Source organism: Actinomyces sp. zg328 (assembly GCF_009829635.1).
Lineage (GTDB): Bacteria > Actinomycetota > Actinomycetes > Actinomycetales > Actinomycetaceae > Actinomyces > Actinomyces marmotae.
In genome coordinates this window covers 53459-69653 of sequence record NZ_VWPE01000012.1, presented here as the reverse complement: position 1 = coordinate 69653, position 16195 = coordinate 53459, and the positions used below count along the sequence as shown (strand labels likewise).

Genomic DNA, 16195 nt, shown 5'->3' with positions numbered 1-16195 from the left:
CCGGTCGAAAATAGGAGCGAGACCGGTCCGCGGACCGGTCTCGCTCCTATTTTCGACCGGTCTCGCTCATTGGGGGAGGTGATGAGTCAGGAGGTCGGCCAGGATGGGGGCCATGGCCCGGAAGGCCTGGCCGCGATGGGAGATCGCGTTCTTCTCCGCCGGGCTCAACTGAGCGCTCGTGCGCCCCGCCGCCCCCGGCTCGTCCTCACTGGCGGGCACGAAGATCGGGTCGTAGCCGAAGCCCCCCTCGCCGACGGGCTCGGTGATGAGCCGACCCTCCATCGAGCGCTCGATGATCTCCTCGCGCCCAACCCCGCCCCCGGTCCCGGGGACGACGAGCACGGCGGCGCATGTGAAGCGCGCGGTGCGGTGCGGGTCCGCCACGGCGCTGATCTGGTTCAAGAGGAGTCGCAGGTTCGCCTCGTCGTCGCCGTGGAAGCCTGACCAGCGGGCCGAGAAGATCCCTGGCGCCCCGCCCAGGACGTCCACGCACAGCCCCGAGTCGTCGGCGACGGCGGGCAGGCCGGTGGCCTGGGCCAGGGCCCGCGCTTTGATGAGGGAGTTCTCCGCGAAGCTGAGGCCGTCCTCGACCGGCTCGGGGGCGCTGAGCTCGGCCGCTGAGATGATCGCCCCGGGCGCCAGCCCGGGCACGAGCGGGGCCAGGATCTCCCGCAACTCGGCGAGCTTGCCGGCGTTGTGGGTGGCCAGGACGAGCAGGGCGCCGTCGGGCGCCCCGGTGTCGCCGATCGGCGGGTCGCCAACGGCCGGGCTCATGCTCGTGCCCCCGCGCTGGACGAGACCGTCACGGGTCCGTCGGCGCGCTCGGCCAGGGCCCGGCGCTGGAGGGCCGCCAGCGCCGCGTTTCCCGCGCTCGCCAGGTCGAGCAGGGCTCCGAGCTCGTCGCGGTTGAAGGGGGAGTGCTCGGCGGTTCCCTGGACCTCGATGAAGCGCCCGTCGCCGGTCTGGACGACGTTCATGTCGGTGTGGGCGCGCACGTCCTCCTCGTAGGGCAGGTCGAGGCAGGGGACACCGTCAATGATGCCGACGCTGATGGCGCTCAGCGAGTCGGCGAGCACGGGCCGCCCGGCGCGGGGCTTGATGAGGCCGTGCTCGGTGCCCCAGGCGACGGCGTCGGCCAGGGCGACGTAGGCCCCGGTGATCGCGGCGGTGCGGGTGCCGCCGTCGGCCTGAAGCACGTCGCAATCCAGCGCGATGGTGTTCTCCCCCAGCGCGCCGACGTCGATGATGCCCCTTAAGGACCGGCCGATCAGGCGGGAGATCTCGTGGGTGCGCCCGCCGACCCTGCCGCGCACGGACTCACGGCCGCTGCGCTCGGAGCCCGCACGGGGGAGCATCGCGTACTCGGCTGTCACCCACCCCTCTCCGCTGCCCTTGCGCCAGCGCGGGACGCCCTCGGTGAACGACGCCGCGCACAGCACGCGGGTGCGCCCGAAGCTGATGAGGACGCTGCCCTCGGCGTGGTCGAGCCAGTGGCGAGTGATGGTCACGGGGCGCGGCTCATCGGTCGCGCGCCCGTCCTTGCGGGTGAAGCCAGTCGTAGTCACTGGGACAGGGTACTCGTGGGCCACGACGCCGCGCCGCGTGTTCCGGGCGCGTTCGCCGCCGCGCTGGAAAGAGCGTCTACGCGCCGTGGCGCGGGCGAGCGGATCCTCTGACTGGGCAGTGCGCGAGAAGGGACTCGAACCCTCACGCCCGAAGGCACCAGGACCTAAACCTGGGGCGTCTACCAATTCCGCCACTCGCGCTCAGGGGTGAGCCTACCCGCTCGGGCGGGCGCCGCGGCCGGACTGGCCCGGCGCCCCCCCCCCGGCGTGCCCAGGCTAGCGGGGGCCAGCGGAGGCCGCCTCAACCGGCGTGGGCTCGCCGCCGCCTCAGTCGATGCCGAGCTCGGCGCGCAGGCGCCCGACGTGCCCAGTGGCCTTGACGTTGTGCTTGGCCAGCAGGACCTTCCCGGCGGTGTCCACCACGACGGTCGAGCGGATGACGCCGGTGACCAGGCGCCCGTAGTTTTTCTTCTTGCCCCAGGCGCCCCAGGCCTCCATGACGGCGCGCTCCGGGTCGGACAGCAGCGGGAAGGGCAGGGACTGCTTCTCGGTGAAGCGCTTCAGCGCGGCGGGGGAGTCGGGGGAGATCCCGACCACCTCGTAGCCCGCGGCCTTCCAGGCGCCCAGGGAGTCGCGGAAGTCGCAGGCCTCCTTGGTGCAGCCCGGCGTGGAGGCGCGGGGGTAGAAGTAGACGACGACGCCGGCGCTGGCCCTCTGGCGCAGCTCGGCGAGGCCGACCTCGGCGCCGGAGGCGTCAGGTAGCGTGAAGTCCGGGGCTGTGTCCCCGATGGCGAGGGTGCTCATGATCCGTCTCCTGTCCTCATCCGAACTGGGCGTCGCCCTTCCGCGCGGCCAGGGCCTCAGGCGGCCAGGTCCAGGGCCTCCTCGGCGGCCTGCAGGCGTTCCAGGGCCCGCTCAAGGCGGGACGGGGACGCGGTGGCGACCAGGGAGTCGACCTCGGTGCGGGCCGCGGCGAGCTCGCGCTCGGCGTCCTCGCGGGACGCGGTGATGCTGATGATGTCCGTCATCTCTCTTCTCCTTCTTCTCATCTCAGCCCTTCTGCGAGGGCTCCTCAATGCCGGGCGCGGGCAGGGACGGCAGGGAACCTGCTCGGCGGCGCTGGCGCGCTCCGGCGGATGGTCACGGTGGGCGCGAATGACACAGGGCTCCCGGAGGGCTCTACACGGGAGGGCGCCTGGGCGCTCGCGGCACGGCGGCGTGCGCTCGGGATTCATTCCCGCAGCGGCATCGCGCCGATCCAAACGTGGTACACCGCCAAGGACTCGAACCTTGAACCCGCTGATTAAGAGTCAGCTGCTCTACCAATTGAGCTAGCGGTGATCGGCCACTGGCGTGGCCGACGGCTTCCGGCTGGGCCGGGAGTCGTCAGTACCCCCTCAGGGACTCGAACCCTGGACACCCTGATTAAGAGTCAGGTGCTCTAACCAACTGAGCTAAGGAGGCTCTGGTGAGCGGCTTCCGGCTGGGCCGGAAGTCGTCAGTACCCCCTCAGGGACTCGAACCCTGGACACCCTGATTAAGAGTCAGGTGCTCTAACCAACTGAGCTAAGGAGGCATTGGATTGTCGTGCTCGCCAGGCGCGAGCGCTTGGCAACAGGGACAGACTGTACCTCCGGGATGCGGCGCGAGTCCACTCAGGAGCGGCCCGAAGCCTTCGATGTGCCTGACATCTCAGGCCTCGGCGGCGCCTCTTCTCGCCGCGGGCCCCGTCGCTCCTGAGGACCCCATGGGCCCCGCGAGTCCCGCGAGTTCGACGGCGAATCGATCAGTCGCCCTGATGAGGGAGTCGAGGGTCTCGGGCTCGTTGAAGGCGTGCCCCGCGGTGGGGCTGATGCGCATCTCGGCCTCCGGCCAAGCGCGGTGGAGGGCCCAGGCGGTGCCGATGGGGCAGCACATGTCGTAGCGGCCCTGGACGATCACCCCGGGGATACCGTGGTCGGCCAGCGCCCCGGCGCGGGTGAGCAGCTCGCCGTCATCCATCCAGCCGCGGTTGACGAAGTAGTGGTTCTCGATGCGCGCGAAGGTCAGGGCGAAGGCCGGGTCCTGGACCTCGTCGATATGCCCCTGGTCGCGCAGGAGCGTGGAGGTCGCCGCCTCCCACGTGGTCCAGGCGATCGCCGCCGGGCCGTGGACGGCGGGATCCGGGCTGGTCAGCAGCTCGTGGTAGCGCTCGATGTACCCGCCGGGGCCCACGCCGTCGCCGGCCGCCGCGGTGAAGGCCTCCCACTCGTCGGGCCAGACCATATCCGCGCCGCCGGCCTCGTAGTACCAGTCGAGTTCGCGCTGGCGCAGGGTGAAGATGCCGCGCAGGACGAGGGCGGCCGCCCGCTCGGGGTGCGTGACGGCGTAGGCCAGGGCCAGGGTGGAACCCCAGGACCCGCCGAAGAGGAGCCAGGAGTCGATGCCCAGGTGGGCGCGCAGGCGCTCCATGTCCTCCACGAGGTGCCAGGTGGTGTTCGCCGTGAGGTCCGCCTCCGGCTCCCAGGCGTGGGGCAGGGAGCGCCCGCAGCCGCGCTGATCGAACAGGACGATCCGGTACCTCTCCGGATCGAAGCAGCGCCGGTGCGCCGGCGCGCAGCCGCCGCCGGGGCCCCCGTGGACGAAGACCGCCGGGATGCCCGCCGGGTTGCCGCACTCCTCGTAGTAGACGCTCTGGCCGTCGCCCACGTTGAAAAGGCCGGTGGCGTAGGGCTCGATCTCCGGGTAGAGGCCGCGCGGGGCCGACGACGGCGGGGCGGTGACGGGGGAGGCGGTATCGGTGGGGAGGGGGTTGGGGCCGGTCTTCTCGGGGGCGCTCATGGCGGCATTATGGCGCCGGCGCGGGGGCGCTGGCCGCGCCTGGGGGCGCGCTGCCGGCGCCGGTGGCGGGGGCGCTGGGAGCGGGGTGGGGAGGATCGCTCGCCGTCCTGTTCGTTCTCACAGCCCGGGAGGTGGGACCTAAGGGCGCGCGCGCGGTACCGTGGTGCCGTGAGCATGCCGATTGTGACCCTCGCGACCTCTTCCGACTTCCCGGGACTCGATGAGGACGACCGCGCCCTGCCCGACGCGCTGCGCGAGCGGGGCATCGAGCCGCGCGTCGCCGTGTGGAATGAGCCGGGCGTGGACTGGAGCGAGTCGGACATGGTGGTCCTGCGCTCCGTGCGCGACTACGCCAAGAGCGACCGCTACGAGGACTTCCTGCGGTGGACGCGCTCCGTGCCGCGCCTCGCCAACCACCCCGACGTCGTCGCCTGGAACGCGGACAAGCACTACCTGCGCCGCCTCAGCGAGCTCGGCGCGCCCATGATCCCGACCCTGTGGCTGGAGCCCGATGCGGGGCTGTCCAAGCACCAGGTGCACTGCCGCTTCCCGGCATTCGGCGACTTCGTGGTCAAGCCGGCCATCTCCTCGGGCGGCCGCGGCACGGGGCGCTACACGGCGATCGACGCCGGATCGCGCTCGGAGGCCATCAACGACGCCATGCACCACCTCTCGCGGGGCCGCACGGTCATGGTGCAGCGCTACCTCGAGGAGGTGGACCGCAGGGGCGAACTCTCCCTGGTCTACTTCAACGGCGTACTCTCCCACGCCGTCGAGAAGGCCCCCATGCTGCACCCCTCCTTCCGCTCCACGGATGAGGTCCACGAGGAGATTGTCACGGCGCGTGAGCCCAGCGAGCAGGAGTGGCTGTGGGGTGAGCGCGTGCGCAAGGCCCTCCACCAGCACATTAAGGAGCGCTCCGGGCGCGACATCCAGTTGCTTTTCAACCGGGTCGACGTCGTCGAGGACGGCCAGGGGGGCTTCTACCTCATGGAGGTCTCGCTCATCGACGCCGGCCTCTACCTGGGCTCGGCCCCCGACGCCCTCAACAACTTCGCCGACGCCATCGCCCAGCGCGTCTTCTGGTGACCCGGCGGGGTAAGGCCCGCTTGCGCCCGCTCTCCTCATGCGTGTCAAGGCCGGCGCCTTGATGATCCGGGCGGCCCTGGCGGCCTGGTCACCCACTTGATCCCGCGGCGCCCCGGGGGCTGGGTCCGGTGTGATAGGACTGTGCCATGCGTGCGCTGCTCAACATCATCTGGGTCGTCTGCGGCGGCCTGTGGCTCTTCCTCGGCTACATCGTCGCAGGGATCATCGCCTGCGCCCTCATCATCACCATCCCCGCCGGGGTGGCCTGCTTCCGCATCGCCGGGTACGTGCTGTGGCCCTTCGGCCGCCAGGTGGTCCCCAGCCCGGGCGCCGGCGTCATGAGCGGGCTGTCCAACGTCATCTGGTTCCTCGTCGCCGGCCTGTGGCTCGCCATCGGGCATGTGACCACTGCCTTCGCCCAGGCCATCACGATCATCGGGATCCCCCTGGCCATCGCCAACATCAAACTCATCCCCGTCACCTGCTTCCCCTTCGGCAAGCGGGTCGTGCCCGGGCGCGGCCTCCTGTGAGGACGCCGGTCCGCGTGCCCGAGCGGCGCGCCGATCCCCGATCCGATCAGAGGCTGACGCGGCGGGCCACCGCCCAATAGCCCCCGTAGCACACCACCAGGAAGACCGCCGTGATCCCCAGGGCCGGGCGCTGAACCGGGTCGAAGACGATGAGCAGGCACGACGCGGTCGTCAGCACCAGGGCCGCGATCGGCACCCACGGGTATCCCGGCGCCCGATACGCCAGCTCCCCGGCGCTGCGCCCCTCGGCCACCCACCTGCGCCGGAACGACAGGTGCGAGGCCGAGATCGCCACCCACACGAGCACCACGGCGAGGCCCGAGACCGACACCAGTACCAGGTAGACCGTCGACGCCGCGTACACCGAGGTCAGGAGCGCTGCTAGCCCGCCGATCATGGACAGGCCCATCGCCAGGGCGGGCACACCGAAGCGGTTCGTGCGCGCCAGCGCCCTCGGCAGGGTCCCCTCGTTCGCCAGGGACCACAGCATCCGGGTCGAGGCGTAGAGCCCCGAGTTCGCCGCCGACAGGATCGCTGTCAGGATGACGACGTTCATGATGTCCCCGGCCCCAGGGATCCCGATCCCGTCCAGGACGGTGACGAAGGGGCTCTCCTCCACCCCCGCGTCCTGCCATGGGATGAGCGCCGCGATGACGACGATGGAGCCGATGAAGAACACGACCAGCCGGACCAGGGTGGCATGGATCGCGCGGGGGATCGTGGTGCCCGGGTCCTTCACCTCGCCCGCCGTGATGCCGATGAGCTCAGTGCCCGAGAAGGCGAAGTTGACTGCGAGGATCGTGGTGAACACCGCGCCGAGGCCATTGGGGAACAGGCCGTCGCCGGTGAGGTTTGACAGCAGTGGCGCCGCGTCGCCCGTGCCGCCCGGGCCCCCCGCCCCGCCGCCGTCGTAGGGCAGCAGGCCCACCACGGCCGCCGCTCCCAGGACGATGAACAGGATGATCGCCACGACCTTCACCCCCGACAGCAGCGTCTCCGCCTCGGCGAAGACGCGCACCGAGAGCATATTGAGCATGAGGATGAGCGCGATGAACAGCGCCGCCCACACCCACACGGGCACCCCCGGGAACCAGCCGTTCATAATGATGGCCGCCCCCGTGAACTCGCTGCCCAGCGCCACCGTCCACGTCAGCCAGTACAGCACCGCCGTCACGAAGCCCGTCGCCGGCCCGATGAAGCGGCGCGCGTAGAGGTGGAACGCCCCGGTGAAGGGCATGGCCACGCTCAACTCGCCCAGGCACATCATCACCAGGTGCACGATGACGGCGCCGATCGCGTAGGCCAAGACGGTCCCGAAGGGCCCCGCCTGGTTGATCGTGTACCCGGTGGACAGGAACAGGCCCGTGCCGATGACCCCGCCGAAGCTGATCATCATGAGGTGCCGCTTGTTCATGCGCCTCTCAAGGGCGTCGACGCGCCCGGCCGCGGAGGTCTGATCCGCTGAGGCGAGAGGCCGGCTGGAGGAGGAGTTGTCGCTGGGCATGGCGGGGACGCTATCGGTCTGGTCAGAGGCGGCGACGGCGCATCTCGCGAAGCGGGCCACCGGGCGCGGTCTTGCGGGGGCGGGCAATAGGCTCCCGGCATGGAGCCCGCCCAGACCCTCCCCCTCAGCCCCGGTGGCGGCGCCGTCGAGGGCGCCGATGACGGCTCAGCGCCCGCGCCACTGGCCCGAGCGCTGGGGGAGGGGCCCGTCATCCTCGACGGCGCGATGGGCACCGAGCTCGATGCGCGCGGCGTCCCCACCGCCCAGGAGCTGTGGTCCGCGCTTGCCCTCGTGACGGCGCCGCGGGCCGTGGCGGCCGTCCACGACTCCTACCTGCGCGCGGGCGCGCGCGTCCTCACCACCAACTCCTACCAGGCCGCCCTGCCCGCCCTCATGCGCTCAGGGCTGAGCGAGCCCGAGGCCCGGGGCGCCATCGCCTCCAGCGCCCGCATCGCCCTGAGGGCCGCCGCCCGCTCCCGCCGGGAGCGCCCTGACCGGGTGGCGCTGGTCGCCGGGAGCCTCGGGCCCTATGGCGCCTATCTCGCCGATGGCTCGGAGTACACCGGCGCCTACGCGCTCCACGCCCCCGACTTCGAGGCCGTCCACGTCCCGCGCATCGAGGCGCTGGCCGGTGAGGGAATCCGGCTCTTCGCCGTCGAGACCCAGCCCCGGCTCGATGAGGCCCAGTGGATCGTCCGGCAGGTCGGCCGGATCGCCCCCGGCGCCGAGTGCTGGGTTTCTTTCCAGACGGGGGACGACGGCGAGCGCCTGGCCGATGGCACGCCGCTCGCCGAGGCCGGGGCCTGGGCCGATGCTGAGCCCGGCGTGGCCGCCGTCGGCGTCAACTGTGTCGCGCCGGGCGCGGTCATGCCCGCGCTGGGCGTTCTCGGGGGCGTGACCGCCAAGCCCCTGGTCGCCTACCCCAATTCCGGGGACATCTACCACCCGAGCACGAAGACCTGGACCGCTGCCGCCCCCGACCAGCGCTTCACCGCCCACGCCCGGCAATGGGCGCGGGCCGGCGCGCGGCTCATCGGCGGCTGCTGCCGGACGACGCCCGCCGACACGGCTGTGCTCGCCCGGATGTTCGGCCTGCCGACCGCCGCGGTTGGCCCCGAGCCGCGGTGCTGAGGGCGGGCCAGGCCGCCCCGCCCGGGTCAGCCCCGCGGGCCGACGCTCAGCAGCCGGATGACGGCGCGCTCGGCCTCGTTAGAGGCCTCCAGGTCCACCAGGGCCGTGAGCCTCCAGTCATGGTCGCCGTCGGGATCCTCGATGATCTGAGTCGCCAGCCACACGCGCCGGCCGGTTCGCTCGATCATGTCGACGAGGCGCTCGGATACCCCTGCCGCGGCCAAGGCCTGGGCGTCGGGAGACTCGTCGAGCGGCGCCAGGGCGATGGCGCGCGCGGCGGTGTCGGAGCCGATCCAGTCGTACTCGTCCCAGTAGCGCGCTAGCGCCTCATCCCAGCGCTCCTCGCCCCAGCCCGACGCGGCGTCCAAACGCGCCAGGCCCTCGACGTCGTCGCGCGCCATGAGCTCGACGCGCCGGAACATCTCGCGGCGCACCGCCACCCGGAAGGAGTGGAGGTTGCGGGTCAGGGCGACTCGCCCATCGGCATCGGCGCCGAATGCCCGCTCCACGCCGGTCGAGTCGTCGGCCCCGGCCCGGTCCCCGGGAACGGCTCCCGCGCTCAGCGGCTCGCCGCGCTCGGCGGCCCCCAGGGCCTCCCACTCGTCGAGCAGGGAGGAGTCGACGGCCCGCACGAGGCCGCCGAGCCAGTCGACGACCTCCTCGACCTGCTCCGTGCGGTGCTCCTCGGGAACCACCTGCCGCAGCGCCCGGTAGGCATCGGTGAGGTAGCGCAGGAGGACGCCCTCACTGCGCCCGAGCTCGTAGCGGGAGACGAGGTCGGAGAAGGTCATCGCGTTCTCCACCATCTCGCGCACCACCGACTTCGGGCGCAGCTCGTGCTCGGTGGTCCACGGGTTGGCCCGCTTGTACATCTCCAAGGCGGGGGCCAGGAGCTCGGCCAGCGGCTGGGGCCAGGTGATCTCCTCGACGGCGGCCATCCGCTCCTCATAGTCCAGCCCCTCGGCCTTCATCGCCGCGATCGCCTCGCCGCGGGCCGCCCTCTGCTGGGCGTACAGGAGGGGCCGGGGATCGTCCAGGGTCGCCTCGACGAGGCTAACCACATCCAGCGCGTGCTCCGGCGACTCGGGGTTCAGCAGGTCCATGGCGGCGAGGGCGAAGGGCGCGAGCGGCTGGTTGAGGGCGAAGTCTCCCGGAAGGTCCACCGCCAGGCGCAGGCGGGGGCGCCCATCCGCGGCGGCCACGGCGCTCGGCACGTGCTCCACCACGCCCGCCGTGCGCAGCGAGCGGTAGATGTCCAGCGCGCGGCGCGCATGGGCCCGCCGCTCGGCGGCGCTCGATTGCGCGCGTCCCAGGAGGCGGGCCATATGCGCCACCGGGTCCCCGGGGCGCTCCATGAGGCCCAGGATCATGGTGGTGGTGACTTGGAACTGGCTCGTGAGCGTCTCCGGGGCGGCGTCGCGCAGGCGCTCGAAGGTCTTGTCCGTCCAGTTGACCCGCCCCTCGGGGGCCTTCTTCCGCACGATCTTGCGCCGCTTGCGCTCGTCATCGCCCGCCTTGGCCAGGGCCTTGGCGTTGAGGATGACGTGCTCGGGGGCCTGGACCGTCACGTAGCCGCGCGTGTCGAATCCGGCCCGCCCGGCGCGGCCCGCCACCTGGTGGAACTCGCGAGCCGTCAGGTGGCGCTCCCTCGCGCCGTCGAACTTCACCAGGGAGGTCATGACCACCGAGCGGATCGGCACGTTGATGCCCACCCCCAGGGTGTCCGTGCCCGAGATGACGCTGAGCAGGCCGGCGCGGGCGAGCCGCTCCACGAGCCTGCGGTAACGCGGGAGCATCCCCGCGTGGTGGACGCCGATGCCCGCTCGCAACAACTTGGACAGGGTCGCCCCGAAACCCGGGCCGAAGCGGAAATCGCCGATCGCCCCGACCACCTCCGCCTTGCGCGCCCTGGTTAGGCCCAGGTCCACGCTCAGCAGGGAGGTCGCGCGCTCAATGGCCTCCTTCTGGGAGAAGTGGACGACGTACACGGGGGCCTTGTCCTGGCCCACCAGGCGGGTGAGGAGCTCCTCGATGGACTCCACCGAGTACTCCAGCTCCAGCGGGACCGGCCGCGCGGCGTCGTCGACGACGGCGACCTCCCTGCCCGTGCGCGCCTCCATGTCCTCAACGAAGTAGGACACGTCCCCCAGGGTGGCCGAGAGCAGCACCATCTGGGCCTGGGGGAGCTCTAAGAGTGGCACCTGCCAGGCCCAGCCGCGCTGCGGGTCGGCGTAGTAGTGGAACTCGTCCATCACGACGCAGTCCGCGTCCAGCTCCTCGCCCTCGCGCAGGGACTGGTTGGCCAGGATCTCCGCCGTGCAGCAGATGATGGGGGCGGCGGCGTTGATCGAGGTATCCCCGGTGACCATGCCGACGTTGTCCGCGCCGAAGAGCCGCACGAGTTCGAAGAACTTCTCACTCACCAGGGCCTTGAGGGGCGCGGTGTAATAGGAGCGCCCGCCGCGCGCCAGCGAGGCCGTGTGCGCCGCGAGCGCGATCATCGACTTGCCTGAGCCCGTGGGGGTTGCGGCGATGACATGACGTCCTTGGAGGATCTCGCTCAGTGCATGGTCCTGATGGGGGTAGAGGGGGCGGCCCGTGGACTCGGCCCACTCGGTGAAGGCGAGGTAGGTCTCCTCCGGCTCGGGCACGCGCTGCGGGTCATCGGCCGGGATGAGGGCGTCGAGCATCGCGTTGAGCGCGGGGGCCTGGGGCGCGGTGACGGTGGGCATGGCGCCATCGTCCCACAGGGGAGCAGGCGCTCCGAGGGCCGCCGGGGTGGGCGACGCCCCCTCCTCGCCGTAGCGCTGGTGGCGCTCGCCCGCCCGTCGATCGGACGCGTCACCCGGCGCCACGGCCCAGGATCCGGCACGGCGCTTCGCGCAGGGGCCGCTTCATGAGAGCATGCCCGGCGTTCCCACATTCAGCGGAAGGCACAGCATGGACGCGCTCGCGGCGGATCTCCAACAGGTGGCCGATTGGATCACCGCCCACATCACCATGTGGGTCCTGGTCGGCACGGGCCTCATCCTGACCATCGCCACCCGGGGCGTTCAGGTCCGCCACCTGGGCTCCATGATCCGGCAGGTGCGCGGTGCGCGCAGCGGCGCCGAGGGCGGGATCTCCTCGTTCCAGGCCTTCGCGATCTCGCTGGCCGCGCGCGTGGGCATCGGCAATGTCTTCGGCGTGGCCGCCGCCCTGCTCATGGGCGGGCCCGGCGCGATCTTCTGGATGTGGGTGGTGGCGCTGGTGGGCATGGCCACGGCGTTCTTCGAGGCGACCCTCGCTCAGATCTTCAAGGTCCGCTCCGCTGACGGCTCCTTCCGCGGCGGCCCCGCCTTCTACATGACGCGGGGCATGCGCAGCCGGCCGCTCGCCGTCGTCTTCTCCGTCATCTCCCTGGTGACATGCGGGTTCATCATCACCTCGGTGCAGTCCAACTCCGTTGCCGGCACCCTGCTGGCGGCCTTCGGAGCTGACGACGCCGCCCCGCTGCCCGGCGCCGGCGGGCTGACCTCCGCCCAGCTCGTCGTCGCGGCCCTCATCTTCGTCTTCACCGCGATGGTCGTCTTCGGCGGGGTGCGGGCCGTGGCGCGCGTGACCGAGTGGATGGCGCCGATCATGGCCCTCATCTACATCGTCCTCGTGGCCTTCATCTGTCTGACGAACCTGCATGAGTTCGTGGACGTCCTGGGCCGGATCGTGCGCGCCGCTTTCGCCCCCGAGCCCATTGCCGGAGGACTGGGCGGCGGCATCCTCGCCGCTGTCGTCAACGGCACCAAGCGCGGCCTGTTCTCCAACGAGGCCGGCCAGGGCACCGCCCCCAACGCCGCCGCCACAGCTACTGTCGCCCACCCCGTCCAGCAGGGGCTCATCCAGTCCCTCGGTGTCTTCGTGGACACGATCATCGTGTGCACGGCCACCGCCTTCGTCATCCTCATCGCTGGGCCTGAGGTCTGGTCCTCCCCGGACGCCAATCCCGCCACGCTGACCACCCTGGCCATCGCCCACGAGCTGGGCGGCTGGACCGTGGCGCCCATGGCGGTGCTCATCTTCGTGCTCGCCTACTCCTCCATCATCGCCGCCTACGTGTACTCCGACGTCAACATGGAGTACCTCGTGGGGCCCCGGCGCTGGGCGAGTTGGACCGTGCGCGTGCTCTCCGTGGTCTCCGCCTCCGCCGGCGCCATCCTCACCCTCGACGTCGTGTGGAACGCCGTGGACATCGCCATGGCCATCATGACGCTGACCAACCTCGTGGCCCTGCTGTGGCTCGTGCGCTGGGGCGCGGGCGCCCTGCGCGACTACGAGGCCCAGGTCCGCGCCGGCGTCGCCGAGCCGGTCTTCGTGGGGCGCGGCAACCCCCACCTGCCCGGAGACGTCCCCGGTGACGTGTGGGCCTCGCGCGACGACGCCGTGCCCTCAGACCCCCGATCGACCCAGCCGGCCGCCTCGACCGGCGCCGAGCACTGTTCCTGACGAACGAAGAGAACTCATGATGACCCCCGCACCGCTCACCGCACCGACAGCCCTGCCCGCGGCTACCCTCGCCGAGCAACTCGGTCAGGTCGATGACTTCCTCTACACCTATGTGCTCGCCGCGCTGCTCATCGCCGTCGGCCTGTACCTGACGATCCGCACCCGTGCCGTTCAGGCCCGGCACTTCGGGACCATGGCGCGGACGCTGACCCGATCGCGCGGCGGCGCCGAGGGCGGCATCTCCTCCTTCCAGGCCTTCGCCGTGGGGCTGGCGGCGCGCGTGGGCATCGGCAACATCGCGGGCGTCGCCATTGCCGTCCTCATGGGCGGCCCGGGCGCGCTGCTGTGGATGTGGGTCGTCGCGCTGATCGGCATGGCCACCGCCTTCATCGAGTCGACCCTCGCGCAGGTCTTCAAGGAGCGCGGCCGCGACTTCACCTTCCGCGGGGGCCCCGCCTACTACATCAAGAACGGCCTGGGCTCGCGCGCCTGGGGAGCCGTCTTCGCCGTCCTGTGCATCATCTCAGTGGGCGTCACCGTGGTCATGGTGCAGACCAACTCCCTGGCCGGGGTCATCAACGCCACCGTCCCGTCCGTGGAGCCCTGGATGGTCGGCGTCTTCCTCATCATGCTCACCGGGCCCGTCGTCCTGGGCGGCCTGAAGTCGGTCGCCCGGATCACCGAGTGGATGGCGCCCGTCATGGCGCTCGTCTACGTGGCCATGACCGTCGTCGTCCTGGCGCTCAACATCACCGAACTCCCCGGCGTCCTGCGCTCGATCCTCTGGGGCGCCCTCGGGGCCGACCAGGCCCTGTACGGCGTCGCCGGCGGGATCGTCGCGGCGATCCTCAACGGCGTGCGCCGCGGCCTGTTCTCCAACGAGGCCGGCCTGGGGACCGTGCCCAACGCCGCGGGCACCGCCACCACCGCCCACCCGGTCCGCCAGGGCCTCATCCAGTCCTTCGGGGTCTTCATCGACACGATCCTGGTGTGCACCGCCACCGGCCTGCTCATCCTGCTCGCCACCGGCACCTACGCGCCCGGGACCTACACGGCGGACAATGCCAGGGGCGTGGGGGCGGTCCTCACCCAGCAGGCGGTCGTCGAGCACCTGGGGGCCTGGACGACCTGGCCGATGGTGGTCCTCATCTTCGTCCTCGTCTTCTCCACCGTCCTGGGCTGCTACTCCTACTCGCAGGTCAACGTCAACTACCTGGGCGGCCAGCGCCGCGCCGAGCAGGTCTTCGGCCTGACCCTCACCGCCGCGGCCTTCGCCGGCACCATCCTCGACCTGCCCGTGGTGTGGGCCCTGGCCGACATCGCCCTCGGGCTGCTCGGCCTGCTCAACCTCGTGGTCATCGTCCGCCTCGCCCCCTGGGCCCTGGGGGCGCTGAGGGACTTCGACGCCCAGCTGCGCGCCGGCCGCGTCCCGGTGTTCGTGGGGCGCGGCAACCCCCACCTGCCCGATGACCTGCCCGGAGGCGTCTGGGACGGGACGACGGCGGCGCCCGGCGGCACCGCCGCTGAGAAGGCCGGCGGGAACCCCGCGCCCGCCGCTGGCCCCGCCGAGCAGCACTGACAGGAGCCACCATGCCCGCGCTGAACGACGTCCTCACCCAGGTCTCGGACTTCCTCTTCTCCACCTTCCTCGTCTGGCTCCTCATCGGGGCCGGGATCTACTTCACGATCCGCACCCGCGGCGTGCAGCTGCGCCACTCCGTCTCGATCGCCTGCTCGATGGTCGGCTCCCGGGCGAGCGGGGGGCGCTCCCTGTCCTCCTTCCAGGCTTTCGCCGTCGGGCTGGCCTGCCGCGTGGGCACCGGCAACATCGTCGGCGTCGCGCTGGCGCTCCTCCTGGGAGGCCCCGGCGCCATTCTCTGGATGTGGGTGGTGGCCCTGCTGGGCACGGCCACCGCGTTCACGGAGTCAACGCTGGCGCAGGTCCTCAAGGTCCGCCACCGCGATGGCGGCTTCAGGGGCGGACCGCCCTACTACATCGCCAAGGGCCTGCGCCTGCCGTGGCTCGGCGCGGTCTTCGCGGTCTTCTTCCTGGCCGCCAACGGGCTGTCGATGCCCCTGGTCCAGTCCAACGCGGTGGCCGGCGCCCTGGGGGCCGCCGGCGCCATCCCCGCATGGGGCAGCGCCCTCATCGTCGTGGCCCTGACCGCGCCGGTCCTGCTCGGAGGGCTCAAGGCCATCGGGCGCGTCGCGGAGGTCCTCGCCCCGCTCATGGCCGCCGCCTACCTGCTGGCGGTCCTGGGCATCGTGGTCACCCATCCGGCGGCCTCCTGGCAGGCGCTCACCTCCATCATCGAGGGCGCCTTCGGTCTGCGCGCCGGGCTCGCGGGGCTGGCCGGCGGGGTCGTCCAGGCGATCCTCAACGGCGTGCGCCGCGGCCTGTTCTCCAACGAGGCGGGACTGGGCGGGGCGGCCTGCGCCTCCGGCTCCGCCGCCGTGCGCCACCCCGTCCAGCAAGGGCTCATCCAGGCCCTCGGCGTCGTCATCGACACGATCCTCGTGTGCACCGCCACCGCCCTGGCGATCCTCATCGCCGGTGAGGCCGTCTACACGCCCGGCGTCACCGGCAAGGACGCCGCTGGCTCACTGACCCAGGACGCCATCGCGCTCCTGGTGGGGGAGTGGACGCGCTGGCCCATGGCGATCCTCATCGTCGTCCTGGCCTACACGACGATCATCGGGGCCTTCTCCTACGCCCAGGTCTGCCTCGACTACCTCACTGAGAACCGCTGGGCGTCCAAGGCCCTGCAGTGCGCCGCCGTCGCCTGCGCCGCGCTCGGGGCCTTCCAGGCGCTCAACACGGTGTGGACACTGGCAGACATCCTGCTGGGCGTGGGGGCCATCATCAACCTCGTGGCGCTTGTCGCGCTCATCGGCTGGGTGCTCGGCGCCCTGCGCGACTGGGAGGCTCAGCGCCGTCAGGGCGTCGAGCCCGTGTTCATCGGTCATGGCAATCCGCTCCTGCCCGGGGACACCAACGACGGCGTCTGGGAGGCCGCCCCTTCGCCCCGGCCATGACACAGGCGGGTAACACGCTGGGCCTAGGCTCCCCGGGACTG

Annotated in this window: 13 protein-coding genes and 3 tRNA genes; 6 read left to right on the top strand and 10 right to left on the bottom strand. The window is 71.6% G+C overall.

All coding sequences use genetic code 11. The annotated features are described in order from the left end of the window. Positions 1-66: 66 nt before the first annotated feature. The 8 genes from rdgB to pip all read right to left on the bottom strand — a co-directional run bounded on the left by rdgB (position 67) and on the right by pip (position 4385). Positions 67-774, bottom strand: a complete 708-nt coding sequence (gene rdgB / locus GVV75_RS06700; RefSeq protein ID WP_159625860.1) for an RdgB/HAM1 family non-canonical purine NTP pyrophosphatase — start codon at positions 772-774, stop codon at positions 67-69. Beyond that, entirely contained in the window at positions 771-1565 is a 795-nt protein-coding gene (rph, locus tag GVV75_RS06695; RefSeq protein ID WP_159814021.1) for a ribonuclease PH, read from the bottom strand. Before rph ends, rdgB begins: the two co-directional genes overlap by 4 nt. A gap of 119 nt (positions 1566-1684) precedes the next feature. Next, a tRNA-Leu gene (locus tag GVV75_RS06690) sits at positions 1685-1766 on the bottom strand. Between the two features lie 126 nt (positions 1767-1892). Then, positions 1893-2369, bottom strand: coding sequence for a peroxiredoxin (locus GVV75_RS06685; protein ID WP_159523872.1), 477 nt, complete (start codon positions 2367-2369; stop codon positions 1893-1895). 56 nt (positions 2370-2425) lie between these two features. Further along, positions 2426-2593 carry a hypothetical protein gene (locus GVV75_RS10130; RefSeq protein WP_201288726.1) on the bottom strand — a complete coding sequence of 56 codons (168 nt, stop codon included), beginning with the start codon at positions 2591-2593 and terminating at the stop codon, positions 2426-2428. Positions 2594-2955: 362 nt separating this feature from the next. After that, a tRNA-Lys gene (locus tag GVV75_RS06680) sits at positions 2956-3029 on the bottom strand. A 38-nt stretch (positions 3030-3067) separates the two neighbouring features. Continuing rightward, positions 3068-3141: transfer RNA gene (locus GVV75_RS06675), tRNA-Lys, on the bottom strand. 116 nt (positions 3142-3257) lie between these two features. After that, the gene (gene pip / locus GVV75_RS06670) at positions 3258-4385 is read right to left on the bottom strand and encodes a prolyl aminopeptidase (protein WP_159814019.1); all 1128 of its coding nucleotides are present in this window, start codon (positions 4383-4385) and stop codon (positions 3258-3260) included. A 168-nt stretch (positions 4386-4553) separates the two neighbouring features. On the opposite strand from pip, the gene GVV75_RS06665 reads away from it, so the two are divergent. Beyond that, positions 4554-5474, top strand: a complete 921-nt coding sequence (locus tag GVV75_RS06665; protein WP_159625858.1) for an ATP-grasp domain-containing protein — start codon at positions 4554-4556, stop codon at positions 5472-5474. Positions 5475-5620: 146 nt separating this feature from the next. Next, on the top strand, positions 5621-6004 hold the full coding sequence (locus GVV75_RS06660) for a YccF domain-containing protein (protein WP_159523876.1): 384 nt from the start codon (positions 5621-5623) through the stop codon (positions 6002-6004). Positions 6005-6050: 46 nt separating this feature from the next. Here the strand turns inward: GVV75_RS06660 and GVV75_RS06655 are convergent, their stop codons facing one another. Further along, a complete protein-coding gene (locus tag GVV75_RS06655; RefSeq protein WP_159814038.1) occupies positions 6051-7418 on the bottom strand; it encodes an amino acid permease in 1368 nt (455 codons plus the stop codon). Positions 7419-7607: 189 nt separating this feature from the next. Here GVV75_RS06655 and mmuM point away from each other — a divergent pair, with 189 nt between their 5' ends. Further along, positions 7608-8639 carry a homocysteine S-methyltransferase gene (gene mmuM / locus GVV75_RS06650; protein ID WP_159625854.1) on the top strand — a complete coding sequence of 344 codons (1032 nt, stop codon included), beginning with the start codon at positions 7608-7610 and terminating at the stop codon, positions 8637-8639. Positions 8640-8665: 26 nt separating this feature from the next. Here the strand turns inward: mmuM and GVV75_RS06645 are convergent, their stop codons facing one another. Beyond that, positions 8666-11371, bottom strand: a complete 2706-nt coding sequence (locus GVV75_RS06645; protein ID WP_236266086.1) for a DEAD/DEAH box helicase — start codon at positions 11369-11371, stop codon at positions 8666-8668. 208 nt (positions 11372-11579) lie between these two features. Here GVV75_RS06645 and GVV75_RS06640 point away from each other — a divergent pair, with 208 nt between their 5' ends. From GVV75_RS06640 to GVV75_RS06630, 3 genes are read left to right on the top strand one after another with little or no spacing between them, the layout of a single operon-like run. Further along, positions 11580-13118: an alanine/glycine:cation symporter family protein gene (locus tag GVV75_RS06640; protein ID WP_159523880.1), complete on the top strand. Its 1539-nt coding sequence runs from the start codon at positions 11580-11582 to the stop codon at positions 13116-13118. A 19-nt stretch (positions 13119-13137) separates the two neighbouring features. Next, positions 13138-14697 (top strand): alanine/glycine:cation symporter family protein, encoded by a 1560-nt coding sequence (locus GVV75_RS06635; RefSeq protein ID WP_159814017.1) that lies wholly within the window; start codon positions 13138-13140, stop codon positions 14695-14697. An 11-nt stretch (positions 14698-14708) separates the two neighbouring features. Beyond that, positions 14709-16154, top strand: a complete 1446-nt coding sequence (locus GVV75_RS06630) for an alanine/glycine:cation symporter family protein (protein ID WP_159523884.1) — start codon at positions 14709-14711, stop codon at positions 16152-16154. The last annotated feature ends 41 nt before the right edge of the window (positions 16155-16195 follow it).